We start from the raw sequence: 22,985 nt of genomic DNA, 5'->3' as shown, positions 1-22,985 counted from the left end.
CTAATCGCTGGGACTGACCTTCGATGACGGAGCGTACGCCGTGGGCCCTTCGAGGGTACGTTGCGGGCGGAAAGGGATCCGAGATCTCAGGAGGTCTGAGGGCCCCTTTGGCGGTCGAGGCCGTTGTTTCACGTGAAACGGGGGTCGTTCGCGAGGCGCGTGCACCCTGGGAGCCGCTTCCTCCCCGGCAGAACGACAGCGGGGCACAGCCTGGGTATGTCAGTTTCGGGGCGCCATGGACTTTCGTGCCGAGCCGCGTCTCCTGAAATGTGTTCCCAAGCCCGTGCACCCCAACCGAAGCGCACTCCCTGAACTACATTCCCTTGACCGCACCCCTAGCCGCAATACCTGAGCCGCACTCTCCTAGCCGCGCTGACCGAGCTATGCGCCTGAACCGAAGGTTTACAGGGCCTGGCGCAGAGCGGCGTTCTTCCTCACATCAACTCGTCCGTACTGCGCTCACGGAGAAAGCCGCTTGCGCCGGGGCGCGGGACTCACGCACACCGCGCGAGCCCCACTGCTGCCGATCAGCCTCGTAAGGACGTACCTCGATATGACTGCCCGCGGCGCAACCACGGTACCTCGAACCGTTTCACGTGAAACATGAGTGAAGAAGGGCTGCACGGACGAGATCGGACACTAATACCAGCGCAGTGATTCCTGGAGGAAGTGCATCCACACCTGACCATGCGTTGGGAGGACAACCACGCGAATCCCCGCACCTCGGAGCGGGAAGCGGCGACCAGATCGCGCTTCCCCGCGAAGACCACTCTCCACAGGAAGTCCCAGTCTTGCGGCGAGTCGCAGATCTACAGGGAGCCCCCCTTCACAAGAGAGGCCGCAATCCGCAACACCGGCGCTCGGTGGCCAAAAGGTCAGGCGCACATAGGTGAAACGCACATAAATGAGGCGCACATGGAAGAGATCGACCCTTGGAGGGATACGTCTCGCAAGCAAAAGACAGTGGCCACCGCCCTCCCCCACCCCACTATCCGCGCCTCTCCAGATCAATGTCGCTCGTGCGGTTCTCCACGGCAGAACCGTTTTCACGCGCGATAACCGACGAACAGGCGGGAACGTTTCACGTGAAACACCGTTCCAAAGCCATCGAGAACCGTGAACGTGGCAGATGGGCATCCACGAAGGTGGGGTCGACATAGTGCTCGCTCCATCAAGGGGGACTCGGTGGAGCTTGAGCCGTCGATCTCGCGCCTGTACGCAACGTCAGCGTTTCACGTGAAACCAGGCAGTAAGCGTGATCGGCATCACCGGGTCCCCGCCGGCAGCAAGCCTGCGCACCACATTCCTTGGTGCGCATCTGCCACTCCCACGCCCAAACCCAAACCCACACCCACACCCACACCCACACCCACACCCACACCCACACCCACAAGCCATCACGCTGGCAGCCCGCGACAACTCCAGCGACGACAATCCGAGATGGCTATTCCCACAACGTCGTCATTGCGCCCATTCGAGCACCTAGAGACACAGGACCACTACGAGAGGCTGCGCCATGAGGTGCGTCTATCCACAGTGTTTCACGTGAAACATCTCCCCTAGTCTGCTCGACGAAGAAGTGCGCCGCGCAATGGGTGGCACTTCAGCGATCTCCGCGTCGAGCGGCGCCCAAGCCCCGATTTCCCCCAGATAGACATAGCAAGGACGGAGCACCGGTATGCTTGGCCCGCTCCCACCAGGATCCTCCGTCGGGAGCCCAACCGCATCCCCGGGTCGTCTGGCCTCTACGGAAAACAGACGCCCGACAATTCATCACGTCCAAAGCCGACATCACTCCGGCGCGAGACAAACTGGCCCCGACAGCACGACACAGAAAGGCGGGGTGTTTCATGTGAAACACCCCGCCTTTCTGTGGAACTGGACGGTCCTAGCGAACGCGCGCGCGAACCACCCGGGTGGTCTCGGGGAGGATACCCTCCCCCAAGACCTCGACCCTCACATCCGTCAGACGGAACTTCTTGATCTGCTTCTGGGCCGCCTCGATCTCATTCGGTGCGTTCATTCCCTTGAGGAGAGCGAGTTCGCCGCCATCTCGAACCAGCGGAGCAGTCAACGGAACCAGGGTGCGCAGTGCGCTGACGGCGCGAGCAGTCACGACATCAAAGCCTTCCGCAGGACGTACATCCTCCGCACGCGATCGAAGAACGGTCACGTTCGAGAGCTCCAGTCCATCGACCTGCTCGTTGAGCCAGGTGACGCGTCGCTCCATCGGTTCAACAAGAGTCCATTGCACGTCCGGGCGCGCGATCGCGAGCACCAGGCCAGGAAGTCCGGCACCAGAGCCGATATCAGCGACGGAACCGTGAAAGAGGGGAGCAGCGATCACGCTGTTGAGGATGTGACGCGTCCATAGCCGTGGGAGCTCGAGTGGACCGATGAGGCCCCGCTCTTCCCCCTCGCGAGCGAGAGCAGAAGTGAACGAACGTGCCACATCGATGCGGTCTCCGAATAGATCGGAAGCGACCGAGGGTTCCTGCTCCAGCTCACTCATACCTACCCCGGGAACGATGTTTCACGTGAAACATCAACGACGGCGAAGAACCGTGTGGCGGTCGGCACCCTCACCGTAGGACTCGGAGACCAGACCCCGTTCGGCAGCAATGTCATGCACCAGCTTGCGCTCGTAACTCGACATCGAAGGCAGGGACGCCTGGGACGAGCCCTCGTCGAGCTTCGCGGCGGCGGCATCGACCAACGTCTCCAACTGACGGCGACGGGTGTCGCGGGAGCCGGCGATGTCGAGGATCAGTCGAGAGAACGACCCGGTCTTGCTCTGCACCGCGAGACGCGTCAGTTCCTGCAGCGCCTGCACCGTATCCGGGGCGGAGAGCAACGCCAATGCATCTCCCTCGGCCTCGACCGAGACATAAGCGCGGCCCTGACGAACGTCGAGATTCAAGTCGCCATCGATGTCCGCGATGTCGAGGAGTTCCTCGAGATAGTCCGCGGCGACGTCGCCTTCGTTCTCGAGCTGAGCCACGGTGGGCTCGGTGCTGTCGGTCATGGTCTCGCTCATGAACCGCTCCCCTTCTTCTTCGCGCGCTTCTTGCCGACCGGCTGCTGACGCTTCGGTGCTTCCGCCTTGGCCTTCTCGGCCTCTTCGAGCAGACGCTGCTGCTCCGCCTCATAAGCGGCCATCGGGACGACCTTGCCCGAGGAATCGATGGCCTTACCCTTGCGGGCGAGGCGCTCCTCGCGAGCCTTGGCGGCTTCTGAACCGGGTGTCGGCATCTCGCGGATGACGAGGAACTGCTGGCCCATGGTCCAGAGGTTCGAGATGAACCAGTACACGACGATGCCCAGCGGGAAGAAGACACCGGAGAAGATGAAGCCCAGCGGCAGCACGTAGAGCATGATCTTCTGCATCTGGTACGCCTGGCCGGTCTTGGCCTCGGGCGACAGGTTCTTCGAGATGATCTGCAGCTGTGTGAAGAACTGCGAAGCGATCATGAGGACGACGAGCGTGACCAGGATGACGATCGCCGTGGTGTTCTTCGCATCGATCGCATTGCCGAGGTTCTCGTGCAGCGAGGCGACGCCGAACAGCTTGGCGTCGTAGAACTCCTTCGTCAGCTCCGGGCTCAGGAGTCCGACGCCACCACCACCTGCCTTCGCATGCTTGCTCACATCGCTCAGCACGCTGTACAGCGAGAAGAAGATCGGCATCTGCACCAGCAGAGGCAGACAGCTCGACATCGGTGTCGTGCCGTGCTTCTTGTACAGCGCCATGGTCTCGCGGCTCATGGCCTCGCGAGAGAGCTGATCCTTCTTGCCGCGGTACTTCTCCTGAACTTTTCGCAGTTCAGGAGCAATTTCCATCATCTTTCGCTGACTCTTGATCTGCTTCACGAAAAGCGGGATCAGAGCGGCACGGACCACGACGACGAGTCCGACGATCGACAGCACCCAGGTGATGCCGGATGCCGCAGGAAGCCCGACGGCGGTGAACAGCCAGTGCCAGGCGACGAGGATGAGCTCGACGACCCACTTGAGCGGCCACAGGATGGTGCCGATCAGATCGAACCCACCTGCCGCGGGTTCGGGGCTGGGAGTCGCACTGGCGAGCAGAAGGTCAAGACCCACCGATCAGTCCTTTCGGGAAGGGACGACGAAACCGTGTGCAGTCAGGTCGTAACGGAAGTGGTCGTGCGGACGGACATCATCGACGCCGCCGGTAGTCCAGGGGTTGCAGCGGAGGATGCGCCATGCCGAGAGCGCTGCTCCCTTCACTGCACCGTGCTGCTGCACCGCACCTACAGCGTAGGCGGAACAGCTGGGATAGTACGCACAGACATCTCCGTACATCGGGGAGATGACCTTGCGATACGCGGTGAGGAATCCCAGCACGAGATTGCGCGGGATCACCGGGATGCTGCGGATCAGGTCCTGCGCGTGCAACTGCGCGGTCCCGACAGACGAGGCTGGAAGCGCGGTCATGCCGACACCGCGGCAGGAGCCGGCGTCAGTCTGCCCAAGCAGCGTTCGACATCGGCTCGAAGCTCCGCGAAGGAGGCCGTGGCAGACGCAGGAAGGGCACGGATGACGACATCCGTGCCCTCGGGAACACCCGGGAGCGCCTCCGCGCACACGGCTTTGAGCCGACGACGCACGGTGTTGCGCACCACAGCGGTGCCTACCTGCTTGCTGATGATGAATCCGAACCTTGCGGCTCTGCTCTCGCCCGTCGTCAGCATCGAGGTGATGACGCGCGCCCCGCCACAACGGGAACCGCGACGAACGACCAGACGATAGTCGCTCCCGCGGGTTAGCCGATACGGGCGGGCGAGCACAGCGGACTACGCAGAGAGCTCGGTGCGGCCCTTCGCGCGGCGTGCAGCGAGGATGCCGCGGCCTGCACGCGTACGCATGCGGGCACGGAAGCCGTGCTTCTTGGCGCGACGACGGTTGTTGGGCTGGAAGGTGCGCTTGCTCATGGAATCACTCCGGGAATGCTGCCACCGGGTTCACTTCGACCGGAGACATGGGGTACTGCCAAAAATGGCATAAGTCAACCAAGTAAGGGTACGTCTTACCGGCGCGCAGAGCAAATCTGCGCGCTCCTCTGGTGGTCTTCCGGTACGAACCGCACAGCCATTATCCACAACCCCGGGTCGGCCGGCAGCTGCAACACGCACGCGTGTTTTCAAGGGCAGGTTGCCGTTCACAGCCGGGATGACTACCGTGGCATCCTAAGTTATCCACAGGGGACACGGCACGTCGACCCCGCCTCGATCACTCGTCCGGAGCGTCATGTCATCACCTGCCCAGCCCGACGTCCCCATCTGGACCACGGTGCAGGAGCTTCTGGTCGACGACGATCGGGTCACACCTCAGCTGCAGGGCTTCCTCAGTCTCGCCGTCCCGGCAGGGGTGATGTCAGCGACGCTGTATCTGGAAGTGCCGAACGATCTCACCGCGGCGCAGATCAACAAGCGCCTGCGCCTGCCGATCATGGAGGCCCTCTCGCACATCGGCGAAGAGGTCACGTCCTACCGCGTCGTCGTCAACCACGAGCTGGCAGAGCAGCAGACGGCGCCGATCGCGGTCGGCGACTTCGGGCGCCACGAGCAGGTGCGTGTCGAATCCCCCATGGAACAGCCGACCCAGCTGCGCCACGAATCGCGGCTGAATCCGAAGTACACCTTCGACAACTTCGTGATCGGACAGTCCAACCGCTTCGCGCACGCCGCGGCCGTCGCGGTCGCCGAAGCGCCGGCCAAGGCCTACAACCCCCTCTTCATCTATGGAGACTCCGGTCTCGGGAAGACCCACCTCCTTCACGCCATCGGCGACTACGCGCAATCCCTCTACGCAGGGGTCAAGGTCCGCTACGTCTCGAGCGAGGAGTTCACGAACGACTTCATCAACTCGATCGCGAACAACCGCGGCGCCGCGTTCCAGGCGCGCTACCGCGACGTCGACATCCTCCTGATCGACGACATCCAGTTCCTGCAGGGACGCGCCGAGACGCAGGAAGCCTTCTTCCACACCTTCAACACGCTGCACGATCACAACAAGCAGGTCGTGATCACCAGCGACGTGGCCCCGAAGCACCTGACCGGGTTCGAGGACCGTATGCGCAGCCGCTTCGAGTGGGGTCTGATCACCGATGTGCAGGCGCCCGACCTCGAGACGCGTATCGCGATCCTCCGGAAGAAGGCGCAGAGCGAGGCCCTCCATATTCCCGACGAGGTACTCGAGTACATCGCGACCGTGGTGTCATCGAACATCCGGGAACTGGAGGGCGCACTCATCCGGGTGTCGGCCTTCGCGAGCCTGAACCGCTCCGCTCTCGACATCTCCCTGGCGCAGACCGTGCTCCGCGACATCATCGACACGGCCGAGGACAACATCATCTCGCCGACCGACATCATCACGGCGACTGCACAGTACTTCAAGCTCACGGTCGACGACCTCTACGGCTCCAGCCGGTCGCAGCAGATCGCGACCGCCCGCCAGATCGCGATGTACCTGTGTCGCGAGCGGACCAGTCTCTCCCTGCCGAAGATCGGACAGCTGTTCGGCAACCGCGACCACACCACGGTCATGTACGCATACAAGAAGATCAGCGAGCTCATGAAGGAGCGCCGCTCCATCTACAACCAGGTCACCGAGATCACCACGCAGCTCGGACGACGCTGACACGCCGCGTCTCCGAGAAAAGGGGAGGACAGCACCTGAACCGGTGCCGTCCTCCCCTTTTTTGTGAGCCCGACAGGGATTCTGATCGTCGGATAGATGCCTCTATGCACATGTGGATAACTTGTGGATGACCGTGGATTCGATCGGGACGAATGTGGGCTGATCACCCAAACCTGTGGATAACTCGGGGAGGGCCATCACCGACCGGAAAGCCCGGAACCCGCGGATTCCTCAGGGTTTCCACAACTGACAACTGTGTAGTTCCCTACTCGCCACTGCTATCCACCGAGTTATCCACAGTATCCACAGCTGTTAACACCGTTAAGGAGTTAAGTCATTCAAGGCGCGATCCGATCACCAGACGGTGGGGACAACCGGTCGACCGAATGACAGGAACCTCGGCGTAGGGATACGCCGGACTGTGGGGCTAGCATGGGAAGCCCTGCACCGGCAGGGCCGACGACAACGCGTCACAGTTCGACGACAAGGGAGCACCCGTGAGGTTTCAGGTCAACCGCGATGTCTTCAGCGAGGCTGTCTCGTTCGTCGTCAAGCTTCTGCCGCAGCGCAATCCTCAGCCGATCCTCGCCGGCGTCCTGATCGAAGCCGATGGTTCCGGTCTGACGCTCTCGGCATTCGACTACGAGGCTTCCGCCCGCACCACCATCGAGGCGACGGTCGAGACCCCGGGAACGATCCTGGTGCACGGCCGGCTTCTCTCGGACATCGCCAGCCGACTTCCGAACGCTCCGATCGAGATCGCCGTCGAGGAAGACGGGGGCATCGCGGTCACCTGCGGCTCCGCACGATTCACCCTCGCAGCCATGCCCGTCGAGGAATACCCCTCGATCCCCGAGGTGACCGGTTCGTCCGGTGTGGTCCCGGCCGACGACTTCGGCACGGCGATCGCCCAGGTCGGATTCGCCGCGTCGCGTGACGACGTGACTCCTGTGCTCACGGGTGTGCAGCTCGAGGTCTCGGGACACACGCTGAGCCTCGTCGCGACCGACCGTTACCGCGTCTCGCTGCGGGATGTGCCGTGGGACGGCGAGGCCGTCGAAGCCACCGCCCTGGTCCCTGCCCGCACTCTTCTCGAGGTCGGCAAGACCTTCGGACACGCCGGCACGATCCAGGTGGCGTTCTCCGGAGCGGGCGACCGAGAGATCATCGCCTTCACCGCGGGCAACAAGACCGTCACTTCTCTCCTGATCAAGGGCAACTTCCCGCCTGTACGCCGACTGTTCCCCGAGCAGACCGACCACTACGCGGTCGTGAACACCGCAGACCTCGTCGAGGCTGTTCGCCGAGTCTCACTCGTGCTCGATCGTGCTGCTCCCCTGCGTTTCACGTTCTCGAACGACAGCGTGACGATGGACGCCTCCGGCGGAGACCACGCACGTGCATCCGAGTCGGTCGACGCGATCCTCTCCGGCGGCGATGAGGTCACGCTGGGCCTGAACCCGCAGTACCTGATCGAGGCTCTCGGCGCCGTCAAGAGCGAGTTCGTGCGCGTCACGTTCACGTCGAGCGACAACGCCAACAAGCTGAGCCCCGTGCTCATCACGAGCCAGACCTCGGTCGACCAGGCGGGTCTCGACTCGTTCAAGTACCTGCTTCAGCCGAACCTCCTCCTGCGCTGATCTTCTCCGCTTCCTCCATACCCGGAACGTTCCCCGGGAAATACGGACTGTCAGACCCCGAAGGTAGGCTGACTCCGTGATTGTGGAGCACCTGAGTCTGGTCGATTTCCGCAATTACGCGACCGCTGAACTCACCCTCCACCGCGGACCCAACGTGCTCGTCGGGCGCAACGGTCAGGGAAAGACGAATCTGGCCGAAGCCGTGGTGTTCCTCGCCACGCTCGGTTCGCACCGGGTGTCATCTGATGCGCCGATGGTCCGCGATGGCCAGGAGTTCGCGGTGATCCGTGCCCGACTGTCGCACGGAGAGCGTCGCGTGCTCGCCGAGATCCAGGTGAACAGGCAGGGATCGAACAAGGCTCGCATCAACGGATCGCCGTCGAAGCCGAACGAACTCCCCCGCTACGCGCACGTCGTGCTGTTCGCTCCGGAAGACCTGCAGATCGTGAGGGGGGACCCCTCAGCTCGGCGCCGCTTCACGGATCAGCTCCTCATCCAGCGCACGCCGAGGCTCGCAGCTGTGCTCGCCGACTACGACCGCGTCCTGAAGCAGCGCAATGCGCTGCTGAAGTCGGCGCGTGCTCGCGGCGTTCGCGGCGAAGGTCTGAGCACTCTGGACATCTGGGACGACAAGCTGGTCTCCCTCGGATCGGAGATCATCACCGCCCGTCAGCGCCTGGCGGCGGATCTGCAGCAGCCCGTGGCCGATGCCTACGAGGCGATCGCCGGTGCAGATCATCGTCCCCAGCTGGAATGGGCGCTCTCGGTGGGCGGCGGAGACCCCGAAGAGGGGGAAGAGGGAGCGGAAGGAGCCGAGACGGGGCCGTCCGCAGACAGACTCACCGATCCGATTCGTATCGCCGAGGTGTTCCGCGCATCCCTCGCGGCGAAGCGATCGAAAGAACTCGATCGCGGACTGACCCTCACCGGGCCGCACCGAGACGACCTGGTGCTGCGGGTCCGCGACCTCCCGGTCAAGGGATACGCCTCCCACGGGGAGTCGTGGTCGGTGGCTCTCGCCCTGCGGCTCGCATCGGCCGAGCTGCTCCGCAGCGAATCTCCCGCCGGCGATCCGGTGCTCATCCTCGACGACGTCTTCGCAGAACTCGACGCCGATCGGCGTCAGCGGCTGGCAGCCTTGACCGCCGGTTATGAGCAAGTGGTGGTCACGGCAGCGGTGGAGGAGGATATCCCCGAGGTGCTGCATGCCCACGTGGTACGGATCAGCGCCGGAACCATCAGCGACGAGCGGGGGGCGACGGATGACTGACGCGGCACGCCACCCGTCCGCTTCGAGCCCCGCGGCATCGACTCCGGACACTCCCCCTCCGGTGGCGGATGTTCCCGAGACGATCGGCACCTATCTGCGGCTGCGCGGGCTGCAGCCGAGTTCCAAGAGCTGGAAACGCAAGCGACGCATCGCGACCGACGACGACAACGCACCCTTCACCCCCGGGCGAGACCCCGGCGCGCTCGGTGCGGTGCTCGACAAGCTGAGTCGTGACTCGGGCTGGCAGATCACCCTCGCGCGAGAAGATCTCGTGCGCCAATGGGCTGATCTCGCCGGCGCAGACACCGCGAAGCACTCCGAACCCGTCTCCCTGGAGCGCGGCCTGCTCACCGTGAAGTGCGACTCGACCGCGTGGGCGAAGAACCTGCAGTTCATGCGGGCGACGATTCTCACCGAGATCGGCCGACGGTATCCCGATGCGGGCGTCGAGAACCTCCGCTTCATCGGACCGGACGTTCCCTCGTGGAAATGGGGTCCCAGAGCCGTTCCAGGACGGGGCCCGCGCGATACCTACGGGTAGGGCACCACGCGAGGGGGTCGAAAGGCTCAGAGGCCCACACACGGCCGTTGAGCGGCATTTCCCGATGAAACTCCGCTAGAATGGGAGTTCGTGATATCGATGTGGAGAATGCCCTCTGATGACGCCTGAATCCCCTGCTGACGAGACGGAATCGAACACCGGGGGAACCCCCGCAACCGAGGGCACCATCGCACCCAAGGCGAAGCAGCCGGGTGAGTACGGTGCGGATTCGATCCAGATCCTCGAAGGCCTCGAAGCCGTGCGCAAGCGCCCCGGTATGTACATCGGGTCCACCGGGCCTCGAGGACTCCACCACCTGGTCTACGAGATCGTCGACAACTCCGTCGATGAGGCACTGGCCGGTTACGCCGACACGATCTTCGTGACGATGCTCGCCGACGGCGGTGTGCGCGTCGTCGACAACGGTCGCGGTATCCCCGTCGACCCGCACTCGTCCGACCCCAACAAGTCGACGGTCGAGGTCGTGCTCACCATCCTGCACGCCGGTGGAAAGTTCGGCGGTGGCGCCTACGCCGTCTCCGGTGGTCTGCACGGTGTCGGCTCCTCCGTCGTGAACGCGCTGTCGACGCGCTTCGACGTCGAGGTCAAGCAGAAGGGCTTCGTCTGGCGGCACAGCTTCGCCGACGGCGGTATCCCCCAGCAGAAGCTCGAGAAGGGCGAAGCGACCGAAGAGACCGGAACGAGCATCACGTTCTGGCCGGACGCCTCGATCTTCACCGAGACGATCGAGTTCGAGTACGACACCCTGCGCACGCGGTTCCAGCAGATGGCATTCCTCAACAAGGGGCTTCGCATCGAACTGCGCGACGAGCGGGAGTCCTCCGCCTACGAGGTGGAGGAAGACGGGGCGACCGTCACCAAGCAGCCCGGCGACGTGTTCTTCTACGAACGGGGTCTCGTCGACTACGTCGAATACCTCAACAAGGTGCGTCACGCCGAAGTCGTCAACGACGAGATCATCGCGTTCGAATCGGAGGACACCGAGCGCAAGATCTCGCTCGAGGTCGCGATGCAGTGGACCACGTCGTACACCGAGAACGTCTTCACCTATGCGAACACGATCAACACCCACGAGGGTGGAACGCATGAGGAGGGCTTCCGCGCGGCGCTGACCACCCTGGTCAACAAGTACGCCCGCGCGAACAACCTGCTCAAGGAGAAGGACGACAACCTCTCCGGCGACGACGTGCGCGAGGGCCTGACGGCGGTCATCTCGATCAAGCTCGGCGAACCGCAGTTCGAGGGCCAGACGAAGACCAAGCTCGGCAACACCGAGGCGAAGGCGTTCGTGCAGAAGGTCGTCGGCGATCAGCTCGGGGACTGGTTCGAGCGCAACCCGAACCAGGCGAAGAACGTCATCCGCAAGGCGATCGACGCCGCGACCGCTCGCCTCGCCGCCCGCAAGGCGCGCGAGACCGCCCGCCGCAAGAGCGTCTTCGAGTCGGCCGCCATGCCGGACAAGCTCAAGGACTGCACGAGCAAGGACCCGTCCATCAGCGAGATCTTCCTGGTGGAGGGTGACTCGGCCGGTGGCTCCGCGGTGCAGGGTCGCGACCCGCACACGCAGGCGATCCTGGCGCTGCGAGGGAAGATCCTCAACGTCGAGCGTGCGCGTCTCGACAAGGCCCTGGGCAACAAGGAAGTCCAGGCGATGATCCAGGCCTTCGGCACGGGCATCGGCGAAGAGTTCGACATCGAGAAGGCGCGCTATCACAAGATCGTGCTGATGGCCGATGCCGACGTCGATGGCCAGCACATCACCACGCTGCTGCTGACGTTGCTCTTCCGCTACATGCGCGGTCTGATCGAGGCCGGCTTCGTGTACCTCGCGATGCCGCCGCTGTACCGCCTGAAGTGGTCCAACTCCGCGCACGAGTACGTGTTCAGCGACGCCGAGCGCGATGCCCTGCTCAAGCACGGCATCGACAACGGCAAGCGGATCCCGAAGGACGCCGGCATCCAGCGGTACAAGGGTCTCGGTGAGATGAACCCGAAGGAGCTGTGGGAGACGACGATGGATCACACCACGCGCACCCTGCAGCAGATCACCATCGAGGATGCGGCCGCGGCCGACGAGATCTTCAGCGTGCTGATGGGCGAGGACGTCGAGTCCCGACGCAGCTTCATCCAGCGCAACGCCAAGGACGTCCGCTTCCTCGACATCTGATGCCCGCGGGCTCAGACCAGATGTGTGACAGAGAGATTGATTCATGACTGACGAAGAACGCACCGAGCCGGAACACGATCACGGCAAGATCGATCAGGTCGACCTGCAGTCGGAGATGCAGCGCAGCTACCTCGACTACGCGATGGCCGTCATCGTGGGGCGCGCGCTCCCCGACGTGCGCGACGGGCTCAAGCCCGTGCACCGCCGTGTGATCTACGGCATGTACGACGGCGGCTTCCGCCCCGACAAGTCGTTCTCGAAGTGCGCCCGTGTGGTGGGCGAGGTCATGGGCCAGTACCACCCGCACGGCGACTCGGCGATCTACGACGCCCTCGTGCGACTGGTGCAGCCGTGGTCGCTGCGGTATCCGCTGGCTCTCGGCCAGGGCAACTTCGGGTCCCCGGGCAACATGGGCGCGGCAGCCCCGCGATACACCGAGACCAAGATGGCCCCGCTCGCGCTCGAGATGGTGCGCGACATCGAAGAAGACACCGTCGACTTCACCGACAACTACGACGGCCAGACGCAGGAGCCGACGGTCCTCCCGGCCCGCTTCCCGAACCTGCTCGTCAACGGCTCGGTCGGTATCGCAGTCGGCATGGCCACGAACATCCCCCCGCACAACCTGCGCGAGGTGTCCGATGCGGCGCTCTGGGCACTCGACAACCCCGGCATCTCCCGTGAGGAGCTGCTCGAAGGTCTCATCCAGCGCGTCCCCGGTCCCGACTTCCCGACCGGTGCGCAGATCCTCGGCACCAAGGGCATCCACGAGGCGTACCGCACGGGTCGCGGGTCGATCACGTTGCGCGCGGTCGTCAACGTCGAGGAGATCCAGGGTCGCACCTGCCTCGTCATCACCGAGCTGCCGTACCAGGTGAACCCCGACAACGTGGCGGTGAAGATCGGCGACCTCGCCCGTGACGGCAAGATCACCGGCATCGCCGACATCCGCGATGAGTCCTCGGACCGCACGGGTCAGCGTCTGGTCGTCGTGCTCAAGCGCGACGCGGTCGCGAAGGTCGTGCTGAACAACCTCTACAAGCACACGCAGCTGCAGGAGAACTTCGGCGCGAACATGCTCGCGATCGTCGACGGCGTGCCGCGCACCCTCGCGATCGACGGTTTCATCACGCACTGGATCTCCCACCAGATCGACGTGATCGTCCGCCGCACCGAGTTCCGTCTGCGCGAGGCCGAGAAGCGCATGCACATCCTGCGCGGATATCTGAAGGCGCTCGACGCCCTCGACGAGGTCATCGCGCTCATCCGCCGCTCGCAGACCACGGCGGATGCGAACGAGGGACTCCAGAATCTCCTCGACATCGACGAGATCCAGGCCGACGCGATCCTGCAGATGCAGCTGCGCCGTCTTGCGGCTCTCGAGCGTCAGAAGATCATCGATCAGGCGAACGAGCTCGAAGCGCAGATCACCGATTACAAGGCGATCCTGGCCGACGAGGGTCGTCAGCGCACGATCATCCGCGAAGAACTGACGGGCATCGTCGACCGCTTCGGCGACGAGCGTCGCACGCACATCCTGCACGGCTTCGACGGCGATGTCTCGATGGAAGACCTCATCGCCGAAGAGGAGATGGTCGTCACCGTCACGCGCGAGGGGTACATCAAGCGCACGCGCAGCGACAACTACCGTTCTCAGCACCGCGGCGGCAAGGGCGTCAAGGGTGCGCAGTTGCGCGCGAACGACATCGTCGAGCATTTCTTCGTGACGACCACGCACCACTGGCTGCTGTTCTTCACCGACAAGGGGCGCGTCTACCGCGCGAAGACCTACGAGGTGCCCGAGGCCGGACGCGACGCGAAGGGCATGCACGTCGCGAACCTGCTCGCCCTGCAGCCGGACGAGAACATCGCCCAGGTGCTCGACATCCGCGACTACCAGGTGGCCGACTACCTGGTGCTGGCGACCCGTGAGGGCCTCGTCAAGAAGACGCGACTCGAGGCGTACGACACCAACCGCCAGGGCGGCGTCATCGCGATCCGTCTGAACGACGAGGACGAGCTCGTCAGCGCATTGCTCGTGAACGCCGAGGACGACATCCTCCTCATCAGCCGCCGCGGCATGTCGGTGCGCTTCGAGGCGACCGATGAGGCCCTGCGGCCGATGGGTCGGGCGACAGCCGGTGTCCGCGGCATGAAGTTCAAGATCGACGAGGACTGCCTGCTCTCGGCATCCGTCGCAGCGCCGGGCAAGTTCGTCTTCGTCGTGACCGACGGAGGCTACGCGAAGCGCACCGCGGTGGAGGAATATCGGGTGCAGGGACGCGGCGGAACAGGCATCAAGGTCGCCAAGCTCAACGACGATCGGGGCACTCTCGCGGGTGGTCTGATCGTCTCCGAGGACGACGAGGTCTTGGTGGTTCTCTCCAGCGGCAAGGTGGTACGCTCTGCCGTGGCCGAGGTCCCCGCCAAGGGTCGAGACACCATGGGAGTGGTGTTCGCCCGGACGACGGAGGCCGATCGCATCCTCGCCATCGCCCGTAACGGTGAGCGTGGCCTCGCCGAAGACGAGGCGGATGCGGAGGATGCCGAGACCCAGGCCCCCGAGACGACACCGACCCCCGAGGATACAGACGCATGAGCACAGTGGCCGACAAGCTGGCGAAGAAGTCGACCCGCAAGACGAGCGGCAAGCAGGTACGCCTCCGACTGGTCTACGTGGACTTCTGGTCGGCCGTGAAGCTCTCGTTCCTCGGAGCGGTGGCCCTCGCGGTCGTCACGATGGTCTCGTTCTTCCTCATCTTCCTGGTCTTCCAGGCGACGGGGATCATGACCACGGCGGAGAGCTTCCTGCTCGGCATCACCGACAACACGTTCGTGCTCTCCGAGGTCGTCGGACTTCCGCAGGTGATGGCGTTCGCGGCGGTTGTCGCGATCCTGAACCTCATCGTCTTCACGGTGCTCGGCGCCGTCGTCGCGGGAATCTACAACCTCGCAGTGAAGGTCACGGGCGGACTGCTCGTCGGCTTCATGTCGAACTGATCCTCGGAACGTTTCACGAAGGGCGGGTGCTTCGGCATCCGCCCTTCGCTGTTTCTCTTCGCGCTTTCTCTAGACGACGCCCGTCGTGCCGAGAAGCGTGCCGATGAGCCAGGTCGCCGCCAGGGCGAGCCCACCACCGATCACCAGTCGGACCGATGCTCGCACGGGCGCCGAACCTCCGATCTTCGCGGACAGTGTTCCCGTGACGGCCAGGGCGAGGAGGACGGCGACGAAGGTCACCGGAACCCGCCACTCCGGCGGCGGAAGGAGGATGGCGAGCAAGGGCAATAGCGCGCCGAGGGTGAAAGCGATCGCCGACGACATGGCCGCATGCCAGGGATTGACGAGGTCGTCCTGGTCGATGCCGAGTTCGACCTCCAGGTGCGCGGCGAGGGCATCGTGCGCGGTGAGCTCTTCGGCCACCTGTCGCGCCGTCTCGTCCGAGAGCCCCCTCTCGCGATAGAGCTGCGTGAGTTCATCGAGCTCCACAGCGGGCATCGTGCGCAGCTCCTCGCTCTCTTTCGCGATGAGGGCGCGTTCGCTGTCTCGCTGACTGCTCACCGAGACGTACTCCCCGAGGGCCATGGAGATCGCTCCGCCGACCAGGCCGGCGATACCCGCCGTGAGGAGCGCCGCGTTGTCGGTCGTGGCGCCGGCGACCCCGACCACGAGGGAGGCGACCGAGACGATGCCGTCGTTCGCTCCGAGAACTCCCGCACGCAGCCAGTTCAGTCGCTGACCGAGACCGGCACCGTGCGGTTCACCTTCATGCGCTGTCATGCCCTCAGTAAAGCAGACGGTGGCCGGAGAAGGAGGGAGTCCGCGACGGGCATTACGGAAAACCCGAAGTCGAGTGTCCGGTTGGCTCGGTATCGAGCCCATCCGGCCCGCCGTACCTTGGAACCATGACCACTCAGACTGCGACTCCGACTCCCGCAACGGCGGTGAAGCCGCCGTTGCGCATCTTCCTCACGATCCTGCATCTGGCAGGTGTCGGCATCCTCGGTGGTGCCATCTTCGGCATGCTCGGCGGGCTCCTCGGCACGGGCCTCGGACTTCTCTTCGCCGCCGGTATCGGGCTCATCATGCTGGTGGGACTGGTCTACGCGCTCTACGGTGTGGGCTGGTTCGAGGTCGCTCGTGTCGGTGCGCTGTACCGCACGCCGATCGCACCGCTGCGTCTGCAGCCGCGCGACCGTCCCGGCTTCGTCGGTTGGTTGCGAGCTCTCGGGCGCCAGGCCATCGACGGGCGCATGTGGCGCGCGGTCGCGAACTTCGCCATCTCTGCGCTTCTCGGCTGGCTGGTGCTCCGCCTGTTCTGGGGTCTGGTGTGGTCGATCATCATCTCGTTCGCTCCCCTCACCGCGGCGGATTCGGTCATAGGACCGTTCGGTGGCGGAGGCATCCCCGTCGCATGGGCGCCGCTGATCGGCATCTTGGGAATCGCGGCCTGCGTCGTCGGGACGATCGGCTTGGCGCTGCTGCACCGCACGCTCTCGCTCGCGATCGTGATCCGCAGCAAGGAGACCGAGCTCACCGAGCGCGTGCGCACCTCGACCGCGCAGCGGGAGGGCGCCGTGCGCGCCGCCGACGTGGAGCGCACCCGCATCGAGCGCGACCTGCACGACGGTGTCCAGCCCCGACTCGTGTCGGTCGGCATGACGCTCGGCCTCGCGCAGCAGAAGATCGACAACGATCCCGAGGCCGCGAAGGAGCTCATCAACGAGGCGCACACCTCGACCAAGGCGGCCATCACCGAGCTGCGTCAGCTGGCTCGGGGCATCCACGCCTCGGTGCTCGATGACAGAGGCCTCGACGCTGCACTGTCGGCACTCGCTGGACGCTCGCACATCCCCGTGCACCTGGATGTGCGCATGGACGGGCGGTGCAGTCGCGAGGCCGAGGCTGCCGTGTACTTCTCGATCGCCGAGTCGCTGACCAACGCGGCGAAGCACTCGAGAGCCAGCGAAGCCCGCGTGATCGTGCGGCTTCGAGAGGGCAACACGCTCTGGGCACGCGTCGAGGACAACGGCATCGGCGGCGCTCAGGTGCAGCCCGGCGGCGGGCTCGACGGCATCGCGAATCGCATCCTGGCAGCAGGGGGAACCTTCCGCCTCGACAGTCCCCAGGGCGGGCCGACGAGCCTGGAGGTGAACGTACCGTGCGCATCCTGATCTGCGAGGACTCGGTCCTCCTGCGCGAGGGCCTGGTCCGTCTGCTCGAAGACGCCGGCCATGAGGTGGTCGCCGCCCTCCCCGACATCGAGGGTCTCGACCAGGCCGTCGCCACCACGACCCCCGACCTGTGCATCCTGGACGTGCGTCTCCCCCCGACGTTCACCGATGAAGGCATCCGGGCCGCTCTCGGTCTGCGCTCGACGCATCCGTCTCTCGCGATCCTGGTGCTCTCGCAGTACGTCGAAGAGCGGTACGCGTCGGATCTGATCGCGGCGCAGGGTGGGCCCCTCGGCTACCTCCTCAAGGATCGGGTCGCCGACGTCTCCGAGTTCCTCGCCTCGGTGCAGCGGATCTCCGAGGGCGCCACCGTGCTCGACCCCGAGGTCGTCGCCCAGCTGCTGACCCGCCGCAACCGCGACGATCGAATGCTGCGGCTCACGGAACGCGAGCGCACCGTGCTCGCACTGATCGCCGAGGGCAAGTCGAACCAGGCGATCGCGGGGCTGCTGTTCCTCTCCGAGGCGAGTGTCGAGAAACACATCACCTCCATCTTCCAGAAGCTGGGCTTCGAGCAGGACGAGGCGGGAAACCGTCGTGTGCTCGCCGCCCTCGCGCACATCGAGAACACCGGCGGCCCGACGCCGCCGACCGGCCAGACAGGAGTGGCACGATGACCACCGACAACAACGACACCCCGGGCGAGCACGCCCCACTCACCCCGCCGCCGCCCTCCCCGCCCCAAGGAACGGCCCCGCAGGCGGGTCCGTCCTCTCCTGCCGCGCCTTCTACAGGCGCGTCCACTCCTTCCGCGCCGACCAACGGGCGCACCCCAGGGGCGACCGCGGTCATGGTGGTGACCGCGGTGGTCGGGGGGATCGCGCTTCTCGGGGCCGGCGGCACGGCTGCTGCCGCGGCGGCCGGGACCATCGTGTCGTCGAGTCGTCCGGACTCCGTGCAGAGCGTGGACGTCGACGGGCTGGACAGCATCGACCTCGCCGCTGATGCCAGCAGCATGCGGGTCGAGTTCGGCGACGTCGACGAGGCCACACTCGCCATCACGAACGGGCGCGGTACACCGTGGACGTTCGAGCGCGATGGCGACGAGCTGGTCGTCCGGAGTCCACAAGGAGTCTTCGGGTGGTGGCTCGGCGGCTGGTTCGGTGATGAGGAGATCGCCGTGCTCACGCTCCCGGAAAGTCTTCGCGACGCAGGACTCGACGCCGACCTGAACCTCGATGCGGGCAGCCTCGACGTGAACGGCGACTTCGGTGTGCTCGACGTCAGCGTCAACGCCGGAGCGCTCGACGTCGAAGGGGCCGCGAAGGAACTCGATGTGCAGATGAGCGCCGGCCGCGCCGACATCCTCCTCGACGGCGTCTCCCAGGCGGACCTCGGCGTCTCCGCCGGCGATCTCACGGTCGAGCTCACGGGTACTCCCCCGACCCGGACGGCGATCGACGTGAGCGCCGGCACCCTCGATCTGACCGTTCCCGACGTGGAGTACGCGATCTCTCAGGAGATCAGCGCGGGCACGCTGAATGCCGAGGTCGACGAGGCTTCGAGCGCGCGGAGGACGATCGAGGTCTCGCTGTCGGCCGGCACCGCGACCATCCGACCGGGCCGCTGAACACGCTCGAGGGGGAGGACACTCCCGGGTGCTCCCCCTCGATTCGGATTTTCCGCATTTCTCCGGTAAAGTCTTGGAGGTTGACGGGGCTATAGCTCAGGCGGTTAGAGCGCTTCACTGATAATGAAGAGGTCCCAGGTTCAAGTCCTGGTAGCCCCACTCCTTAACTCAAGAAAATCCCTCACGGGGCCTTAGCTCAGTTGGTAGAGCGCCTGCTTTGCAAGCAGGATGTCAGGAGTTCGAATCTCCTAGGCTCCACAGGATCGAGAAGCCCCCGGCCCCCGGCCGGGGGCTTCTTCTGTTGAGGCGGGTGTCGACCCATCGCGTCTGCCTGGTTGTGCATCTCCGCCCACGGGGGGACGCGAATCGTCCCGGTGGACGACGCGAGGGAGTGAATACTTCACGTAGCGTGTTACCCATGTAGAGCTTGCCTCGTGCTGAGCTGCTTCAGATCAATGTCGCCCCCGCACATGGCAGGGCCGGCTCCAGCTCGCAAGACTCAGGAGACACATGGACATCCTCGAATGGGTGAGGACGACCGCATCAGCCCTTCCCGACCCTCTGGTCTGGGCCCTCGGCGGATTGTTCGCCTTCCTCGAGAACGGCTTGGGCCTCGGCTTCTTCCTGCCCGGTGAGACGATCGTCGTCTTCCTCTCCGCTTCGCTCTCCGACGTCTGGGCGGTGGTGGTGATGTTCCTCGTGGTCGTCGTCGCGGGAAGCGCGGGAGACCACGTCGGCTATCTCCTCGGGCGACACTTCGGCGTCGGCATGCGTGATCTCAGACTGGTCAAGCGACTCGGGATCGATCGATGGGATCGGGCCGTCGAGATCCTCCACCGGCGCGGTGCGATCGCCGTCTTCCTCACACGACTCGTCCCTGTCGTTCGCACGTTGACCCCGGCTGCTGCGGGCGTTGCGAAGGTGAGGTACCCGTCGTTCCTGCTCGCCTCGCTCGCCGGAGCAGCGACCTGGGCTGCGATCTACGTCAGCGTGGGGTTCCTGTTGAGGGCATCCCTCGACGCCGTCACCAAGGCGTTGGGACCGATCAGCAACGTGCTGCTCCTCGTCGTGGTCGCCGGTGGCGTCGTCTTCTTCGCGGTGCGATTCATCCGCACCCGGTCGCTCGCACGCGCCGTCGATGCGACCGATGATGCTGCGCCCATCCAGCCCACCGTCGTCGACCGTCTCTTCCGTGAAGACGAATGGCGCACGTGGCCCAACCTCATCACCGGGATCCGCCTGCTCCTGCTGCCGGTGTTCCTCTGGCTGATCACCGCCAGGATGCTGTGGGCCGCGCTGGTCGTCATCGGCCTGGTCTTCCTGACGGATTGGCTCGACGGTTGGCTCGCGCGGCGGACGAACAGCGTCTCCGCCCTCGGCACCTGGCTCGATCCGGTCGCCGACCGGATCACGGTGGTCGTCACGGCCGTCGCCTTCACGCTCGGGCATCTCATCCCGTGGGAGACGCTCGTGCTGCTGCTCATTCCCGACGTCCTGCTCGGATCGGCCGCCCTGCTCTTCTTCCGAGGAAACCCGGCAGTCCCGGTCACGATGGTCGGGAAGGTCCGGACGGCTCTGATCTTCGTCGGACTCCTCGGCGTCCTCCTCGGCAGTGCGCTGAGTGAGTCGGGTCTGGTGTCGCTGAGCTGGATCGTCGGGATGTCGTTCCTGCTGTTCCTGATCGGGATCGTCGGTCACTACATCGCGGCGTCCCAGTACGCCCGTGCCATGATCACGCAGAAACTGAGTGTGCGCGAAGGCTGAGGCTTCTCAGGCCTCGGTGCGCGTCTCGAGGTCGATCTCGTAGTGGATCATCCCCGAGCGGGTGGCGAGGCGGTCGTATAGTCCGCGCGCGGTGGTGTTCGTCTCGGCCGTGAGCCAGTAGACCTTCGCCGCGCCCTGCTGCTCAGCCCATGCGCGGACGTGCGCGATCAGAGCCCGGCCGACCCCGCCACCGCGCACGCCGGGTGCGACGAACAGGTCTTCGAGGTAGCAGTAGTCCGTCGTCGCCCACGTCGAGGGGTGCGTCAACCAGTGGACGATCCCCACTGCGGTGCCGCTCTCGTCGCGGGCGAGCGCGCCATGGACGCCGGAATCGGCGTCGATGAGGCGTTCGAAGGTGGCATCCGTGGTCGCGGGGTCGAGGGCTTCCTCATAGAAGGACAGATAGCCGCTCCACAGGTCGTCCCACCCGGCACGGTCCTCGGTCGTGATCGGTGCGATCGTCGTCATGACTCGAGAGTAACGAAGTGGTGCGGAGGTTCACTCGACGGGTCGAAGGCTCCGCAGGATCGTGGCGTGACGAACCAGGAACGTGCGTTCGTCGAGCTTCTTGCGCCGCAGCCAGCCGGTGACCTCGTCGTTGTGCTTGCTCGCGTTGCACGAGGCGCACGCCGGGACGACGTTCTCGAGCGTGTAGCGGCCGCCGCGCGACACGGGTTGGATGCAGTCGCGTTGCAGGGCGGCACCGTCCCCACCGCAGTACGCGCACCCGCCCCAGGCATCCATCAAGTCGTACCACTGCTCGTCGGTGAGGTCGTTGTCGACGCGGGCGAGCCGGTTCTGTCGGCGCTTGGCATAGCGGGCACGGGTCGCCGGCGACGCGGTGGCGGAAGAGACCTTGCGGCGGCGGCGCATGGGCCGATGCTATCGCGGTGAGCGCTCGACGCGCCTCAGCCCTGGCCTACCGAGGTCAGCTCATGTGGCGCGAGATTCAACCGCTCGCCGCCGACCGCGGTCACGACCACGATGTCCTCGATGCGGGCACCCCAGGAGCCGGCGAAATAGATACCCGGCTCGATGCTGAATGCCATGCCCTCGCGAAGCACCAGGTCGTTGCCCGGAGCGATGTACGGCTCCTCGTGCACCGAGACGCCGATGCCATGGCCGGTGCGGTGCAGGAACGCCTCACCCAGCCCGGCGTCGGCGAGAACGTTTCGCGCCGCAGCATCCACCTCCGCCGCGGTGGCGCCAGGACGCACGGCGTCCACTGCTGCCTGCTGAGCGCGCACGAGCACCGCGATGCGCTCGGCGGCAACGGGGTCGGGAGTGCCGACGACGTAGGTCCTGGTGCTGTCGGAGTTGTAACCGCTCGGCACTGCCCCTCCGATGTCGACCACCACGATGTCGCCGTCCTCGATCACGCGGTCCGAGACCTCGTGGTGCGGATCCGCGCCGTTCGGGCCGGATCCTACGATGACGAACTCCACCGTGCGGTGTCCTTCGGCGACGATGGCATCGGCGATGTCGGCGGCGACCGCGCGCTCGGTGCGTCCGGCCCGAAGCCACTCGTGCACGCGGCGGTGCACCGCATCGATCGCCTCTCCGGCGCGGCGAAGCTCGGTGATCTCCTCGGTGTCCTTGACCATGCGGCCCTCGCGGAGCACGGGCGTCGCGAGTTCGAGACGCACACCCAGTCGCTCACCGATCGGGATCACGTGCAGGGCGGGGAGGGCATCGGAGACGCCGACGCGCGACACGGTGCCGACGGATGCGGTGATCAGTGCGTACGGGTCTTCGCCGTCGACCCAGTCGGCGACGGCGAGTGCGAGCTCTCCGACCGCCGTGGTGCGCACCTTCGCGAGCTCCATCCGCGGAACCACGATCGTCGGCGCGACGTCGGGGCCGATGACCAGCGCAGTGAGTCGTTCGATGGTGTCGCCTTCGACGCCCACCAGATACTGCAGATCGGGACCCGGGCCCACGATGATGGCGTCGAGCCCGGCCTCGGCGGCGAGGGATGCGGCACGGCTGAGGCGGGCGGCGTACACGGAAGCGGGGAAGGGCAATGTGCTCACGGGCTCCACGCTACTGCGCGGGTGCTCGCAGGGCATCCGATTCGCGGTTCGATCCGCTCCGCGCGCACGGTCGGGGCTGAGC

Annotated in this window: 21 protein-coding genes and 2 tRNA genes; 13 read left to right on the top strand and 10 right to left on the bottom strand. The window is 65.3% G+C overall.

The features are described from left to right. Nucleotides 1-1,888: 1,888 nt before the first annotated feature. The 6 genes from rsmG to rpmH are packed head-to-tail and all read right to left on the bottom strand — an operon-like array spanning nucleotide 1,889 to nucleotide 4,955. Nucleotides 1,889-2,512, bottom strand: a complete 624-nt coding sequence (rsmG, locus tag ACLFA2_RS08825) for a 16S rRNA (guanine(527)-N(7))-methyltransferase RsmG (protein WP_029259462.1) — start codon at nucleotides 2,510-2,512, stop codon at nucleotides 1,889-1,891. Nucleotides 2,513-2,545: 33 nt separating this feature from the next. After that, entirely contained in the window at nucleotides 2,546-3,037 is a 492-nt protein-coding gene (locus ACLFA2_RS08820) for a protein jag (RefSeq protein WP_021201388.1), read from the bottom strand. Next, nucleotides 3,034-4,104 carry a membrane protein insertase YidC gene (gene yidC / locus ACLFA2_RS08815; RefSeq protein WP_292775905.1) on the bottom strand — a complete coding sequence of 357 codons (1,071 nt, stop codon included), beginning with the start codon at nucleotides 4,102-4,104 and terminating at the stop codon, nucleotides 3,034-3,036. The genes ACLFA2_RS08820 and yidC overlap by 4 nt, the downstream gene beginning before the upstream one ends. Before the next feature lie 3 nt (nucleotides 4,105-4,107). Continuing rightward, on the bottom strand, nucleotides 4,108-4,458 hold the full coding sequence (gene yidD, locus ACLFA2_RS08810; protein WP_029259463.1) for a membrane protein insertion efficiency factor YidD: 351 nt from the start codon (nucleotides 4,456-4,458) through the stop codon (nucleotides 4,108-4,110). Further along, nucleotides 4,455-4,811: a ribonuclease P protein component gene (gene rnpA / locus ACLFA2_RS08805; protein WP_021201385.1), complete on the bottom strand. Its 357-nt coding sequence runs from the start codon at nucleotides 4,809-4,811 to the stop codon at nucleotides 4,455-4,457. Before rnpA ends, yidD begins: the two co-directional genes overlap by 4 nt. A gap of 6 nt (nucleotides 4,812-4,817) precedes the next feature. After that, nucleotides 4,818-4,955 (bottom strand): 50S ribosomal protein L34, encoded by a 138-nt coding sequence (gene rpmH / locus ACLFA2_RS08800; RefSeq protein ID WP_013584598.1) that lies wholly within the window; start codon nucleotides 4,953-4,955, stop codon nucleotides 4,818-4,820. A gap of 316 nt (nucleotides 4,956-5,271) precedes the next feature. Between rpmH and dnaA the strand changes: the two genes are divergently transcribed. The 7 genes from dnaA (at nucleotide 5,272) to ACLFA2_RS08765 (ending at nucleotide 15,302) form a co-directional block, all read left to right on the top strand. Continuing rightward, nucleotides 5,272-6,663 (top strand): chromosomal replication initiator protein DnaA, encoded by a 1,392-nt coding sequence (gene dnaA, locus ACLFA2_RS08795; protein WP_017829913.1) that lies wholly within the window; start codon nucleotides 5,272-5,274, stop codon nucleotides 6,661-6,663. Between the two features lie 497 nt (nucleotides 6,664-7,160). Further along, a complete protein-coding gene (dnaN, locus tag ACLFA2_RS08790; RefSeq protein ID WP_021201384.1) occupies nucleotides 7,161-8,303 on the top strand; it encodes a DNA polymerase III subunit beta in 1,143 nt (380 codons plus the stop codon). Between the two features lie 76 nt (nucleotides 8,304-8,379). After that, nucleotides 8,380-9,573, top strand: coding sequence for a DNA replication/repair protein RecF (gene recF, locus ACLFA2_RS08785; protein WP_426622414.1), 1,194 nt, complete (start codon nucleotides 8,380-8,382; stop codon nucleotides 9,571-9,573). Next, complete coding sequence (locus ACLFA2_RS08780) at nucleotides 9,566-10,114, top strand: DUF721 domain-containing protein (RefSeq protein WP_426622413.1); 549 nt, start codon at nucleotides 9,566-9,568, stop codon at nucleotides 10,112-10,114. Before recF ends, ACLFA2_RS08780 begins: the two co-directional genes overlap by 8 nt. 118 nt (nucleotides 10,115-10,232) lie before the next feature. Beyond that, nucleotides 10,233-12,302 carry a DNA topoisomerase (ATP-hydrolyzing) subunit B gene (gene gyrB, locus ACLFA2_RS08775; RefSeq protein ID WP_021201381.1) on the top strand — a complete coding sequence of 690 codons (2,070 nt, stop codon included), beginning with the start codon at nucleotides 10,233-10,235 and terminating at the stop codon, nucleotides 12,300-12,302. Nucleotides 12,303-12,345: 43 nt separating this feature from the next. Continuing rightward, nucleotides 12,346-14,901, top strand: coding sequence for a DNA gyrase subunit A (gene gyrA / locus ACLFA2_RS08770; RefSeq protein ID WP_426622412.1), 2,556 nt, complete (start codon nucleotides 12,346-12,348; stop codon nucleotides 14,899-14,901). Next, nucleotides 14,898-15,302, top strand: a complete 405-nt coding sequence (locus tag ACLFA2_RS08765) for a DUF3566 domain-containing protein (protein ID WP_017829919.1) — start codon at nucleotides 14,898-14,900, stop codon at nucleotides 15,300-15,302. Before gyrA ends, ACLFA2_RS08765 begins: the two co-directional genes overlap by 4 nt. Before the next feature lie 69 nt (nucleotides 15,303-15,371). Here ACLFA2_RS08765 and ACLFA2_RS08760 read toward each other — a convergent pair whose 3' ends face one another. Continuing rightward, entirely contained in the window at nucleotides 15,372-16,082 is a 711-nt protein-coding gene (locus ACLFA2_RS08760; protein WP_136024359.1) for a VIT1/CCC1 transporter family protein, read from the bottom strand. 125 nt (nucleotides 16,083-16,207) lie between these two features. On the opposite strand from ACLFA2_RS08760, the gene ACLFA2_RS08755 reads away from it, so the two are divergent. The 6 genes from ACLFA2_RS08755 (at nucleotide 16,208) to ACLFA2_RS08730 (ending at nucleotide 20,870) form a co-directional block, all read left to right on the top strand. Then, nucleotides 16,208-17,476: a sensor histidine kinase gene (locus tag ACLFA2_RS08755; RefSeq protein ID WP_167254965.1), complete on the top strand. Its 1,269-nt coding sequence runs from the start codon at nucleotides 16,208-16,210 to the stop codon at nucleotides 17,474-17,476. Further along, on the top strand, nucleotides 17,464-18,153 hold the full coding sequence (locus tag ACLFA2_RS08750; protein WP_029259469.1) for a LuxR C-terminal-related transcriptional regulator: 690 nt from the start codon (nucleotides 17,464-17,466) through the stop codon (nucleotides 18,151-18,153). Before ACLFA2_RS08755 ends, ACLFA2_RS08750 begins: the two co-directional genes overlap by 13 nt. After that, nucleotides 18,150-19,106 carry a hypothetical protein gene (locus ACLFA2_RS08745; protein WP_426622411.1) on the top strand — a complete coding sequence of 319 codons (957 nt, stop codon included), beginning with the start codon at nucleotides 18,150-18,152 and terminating at the stop codon, nucleotides 19,104-19,106. Before ACLFA2_RS08750 ends, ACLFA2_RS08745 begins: the two co-directional genes overlap by 4 nt. A gap of 85 nt (nucleotides 19,107-19,191) precedes the next feature. Then, nucleotides 19,192-19,265, top strand: a tRNA-Ile gene (locus tag ACLFA2_RS08740). 26 nt (nucleotides 19,266-19,291) lie between these two features. After that, a tRNA-Ala gene (locus ACLFA2_RS08735) sits at nucleotides 19,292-19,364 on the top strand. A gap of 252 nt (nucleotides 19,365-19,616) precedes the next feature. Next, nucleotides 19,617-20,870: a CDP-alcohol phosphatidyltransferase family protein gene (locus tag ACLFA2_RS08730; protein ID WP_426622410.1), complete on the top strand. Its 1,254-nt coding sequence runs from the start codon at nucleotides 19,617-19,619 to the stop codon at nucleotides 20,868-20,870. A 6-nt stretch (nucleotides 20,871-20,876) separates the two neighbouring features. On the opposite strand, the gene ACLFA2_RS08725 is transcribed toward ACLFA2_RS08730, so the two are convergent. Genes ACLFA2_RS08725 through ACLFA2_RS08715 form a run of 3 tightly spaced genes read right to left on the bottom strand, consistent with a single transcriptional unit; the run spans nucleotide 20,877 to nucleotide 22,903 of the window. Then, nucleotides 20,877-21,338, bottom strand: a complete 462-nt coding sequence (locus ACLFA2_RS08725) for a GNAT family N-acetyltransferase (protein ID WP_426622409.1) — start codon at nucleotides 21,336-21,338, stop codon at nucleotides 20,877-20,879. 30 nt (nucleotides 21,339-21,368) lie between these two features. Beyond that, nucleotides 21,369-21,743: an HNH endonuclease gene (locus ACLFA2_RS08720; RefSeq protein WP_021201373.1), complete on the bottom strand. Its 375-nt coding sequence runs from the start codon at nucleotides 21,741-21,743 to the stop codon at nucleotides 21,369-21,371. Between the two features lie 35 nt (nucleotides 21,744-21,778). Beyond that, a complete protein-coding gene (locus ACLFA2_RS08715) occupies nucleotides 21,779-22,903 on the bottom strand; it encodes a M24 family metallopeptidase (protein WP_426622408.1) in 1,125 nt (374 codons plus the stop codon). Nucleotides 22,904-22,985 lie beyond the last annotated feature (82 nt).

Source organism: Microbacterium sp. As-52 (assembly GCF_049949185.1).
Classification (GTDB): Bacteria; Actinomycetota; Actinomycetes; order Actinomycetales; family Microbacteriaceae; genus Microbacterium; species Microbacterium maritypicum_A.
Note: the sequence above shows the minus strand (reverse complement) of the source record. Positions and strands in the feature narration are given on the sequence as shown.

Excerpts from the sequence above, each read along its gene's own strand:
- rsmG (WP_029259462.1), bottom strand. The coding sequence starts at position 2,512 with ATGAGTGAGCTGGAGCAGGAACCCTCGGTCGCTTCCGATCTATTCGGA.
- ACLFA2_RS08760 (WP_136024359.1), bottom strand. The coding sequence starts at position 16,082 with ATGACAGCGCATGAAGGTGAACCGCACGGTGCCGGTCTCGGTCAGCGA.
- ACLFA2_RS08745 (WP_426622411.1), top strand. The coding sequence starts at position 18,150 with ATGACCACCGACAACAACGACACCCCGGGCGAGCACGCCCCACTCACC.
- gyrB (WP_021201381.1), top strand. The coding sequence starts at position 10,233 with ATGACGCCTGAATCCCCTGCTGACGAGACGGAATCGAACACCGGGGGA.
- ACLFA2_RS08755 (WP_167254965.1), top strand. The coding sequence starts at position 16,208 with ATGACCACTCAGACTGCGACTCCGACTCCCGCAACGGCGGTGAAGCCG.
- gyrA (WP_426622412.1), top strand. The coding sequence starts at position 12,346 with ATGACTGACGAAGAACGCACCGAGCCGGAACACGATCACGGCAAGATC.
- yidD (WP_029259463.1), bottom strand. The coding sequence starts at position 4,458 with ATGACCGCGCTTCCAGCCTCGTCTGTCGGGACCGCGCAGTTGCACGCG.
- ACLFA2_RS08780 (WP_426622413.1), top strand. The coding sequence starts at position 9,566 with ATGACTGACGCGGCACGCCACCCGTCCGCTTCGAGCCCCGCGGCATCG.
- ACLFA2_RS08725 (WP_426622409.1), bottom strand. The coding sequence starts at position 21,338 with ATGACGACGATCGCACCGATCACGACCGAGGACCGTGCCGGGTGGGAC.
- rpmH (WP_013584598.1), bottom strand. The coding sequence starts at position 4,955 with ATGAGCAAGCGCACCTTCCAGCCCAACAACCGTCGTCGCGCCAAGAAG.
- ACLFA2_RS08730 (WP_426622410.1), top strand. The coding sequence starts at position 19,617 with ATGGACATCCTCGAATGGGTGAGGACGACCGCATCAGCCCTTCCCGAC.
- dnaA (WP_017829913.1), top strand. The coding sequence starts at position 5,272 with ATGTCATCACCTGCCCAGCCCGACGTCCCCATCTGGACCACGGTGCAG.
- ACLFA2_RS08720 (WP_021201373.1), bottom strand. The coding sequence starts at position 21,743 with ATGCGCCGCCGCCGCAAGGTCTCTTCCGCCACCGCGTCGCCGGCGACC.
- ACLFA2_RS08820 (WP_021201388.1), bottom strand. The coding sequence starts at position 3,037 with ATGAGCGAGACCATGACCGACAGCACCGAGCCCACCGTGGCTCAGCTC.
- ACLFA2_RS08765 (WP_017829919.1), top strand. The coding sequence starts at position 14,898 with ATGAGCACAGTGGCCGACAAGCTGGCGAAGAAGTCGACCCGCAAGACG.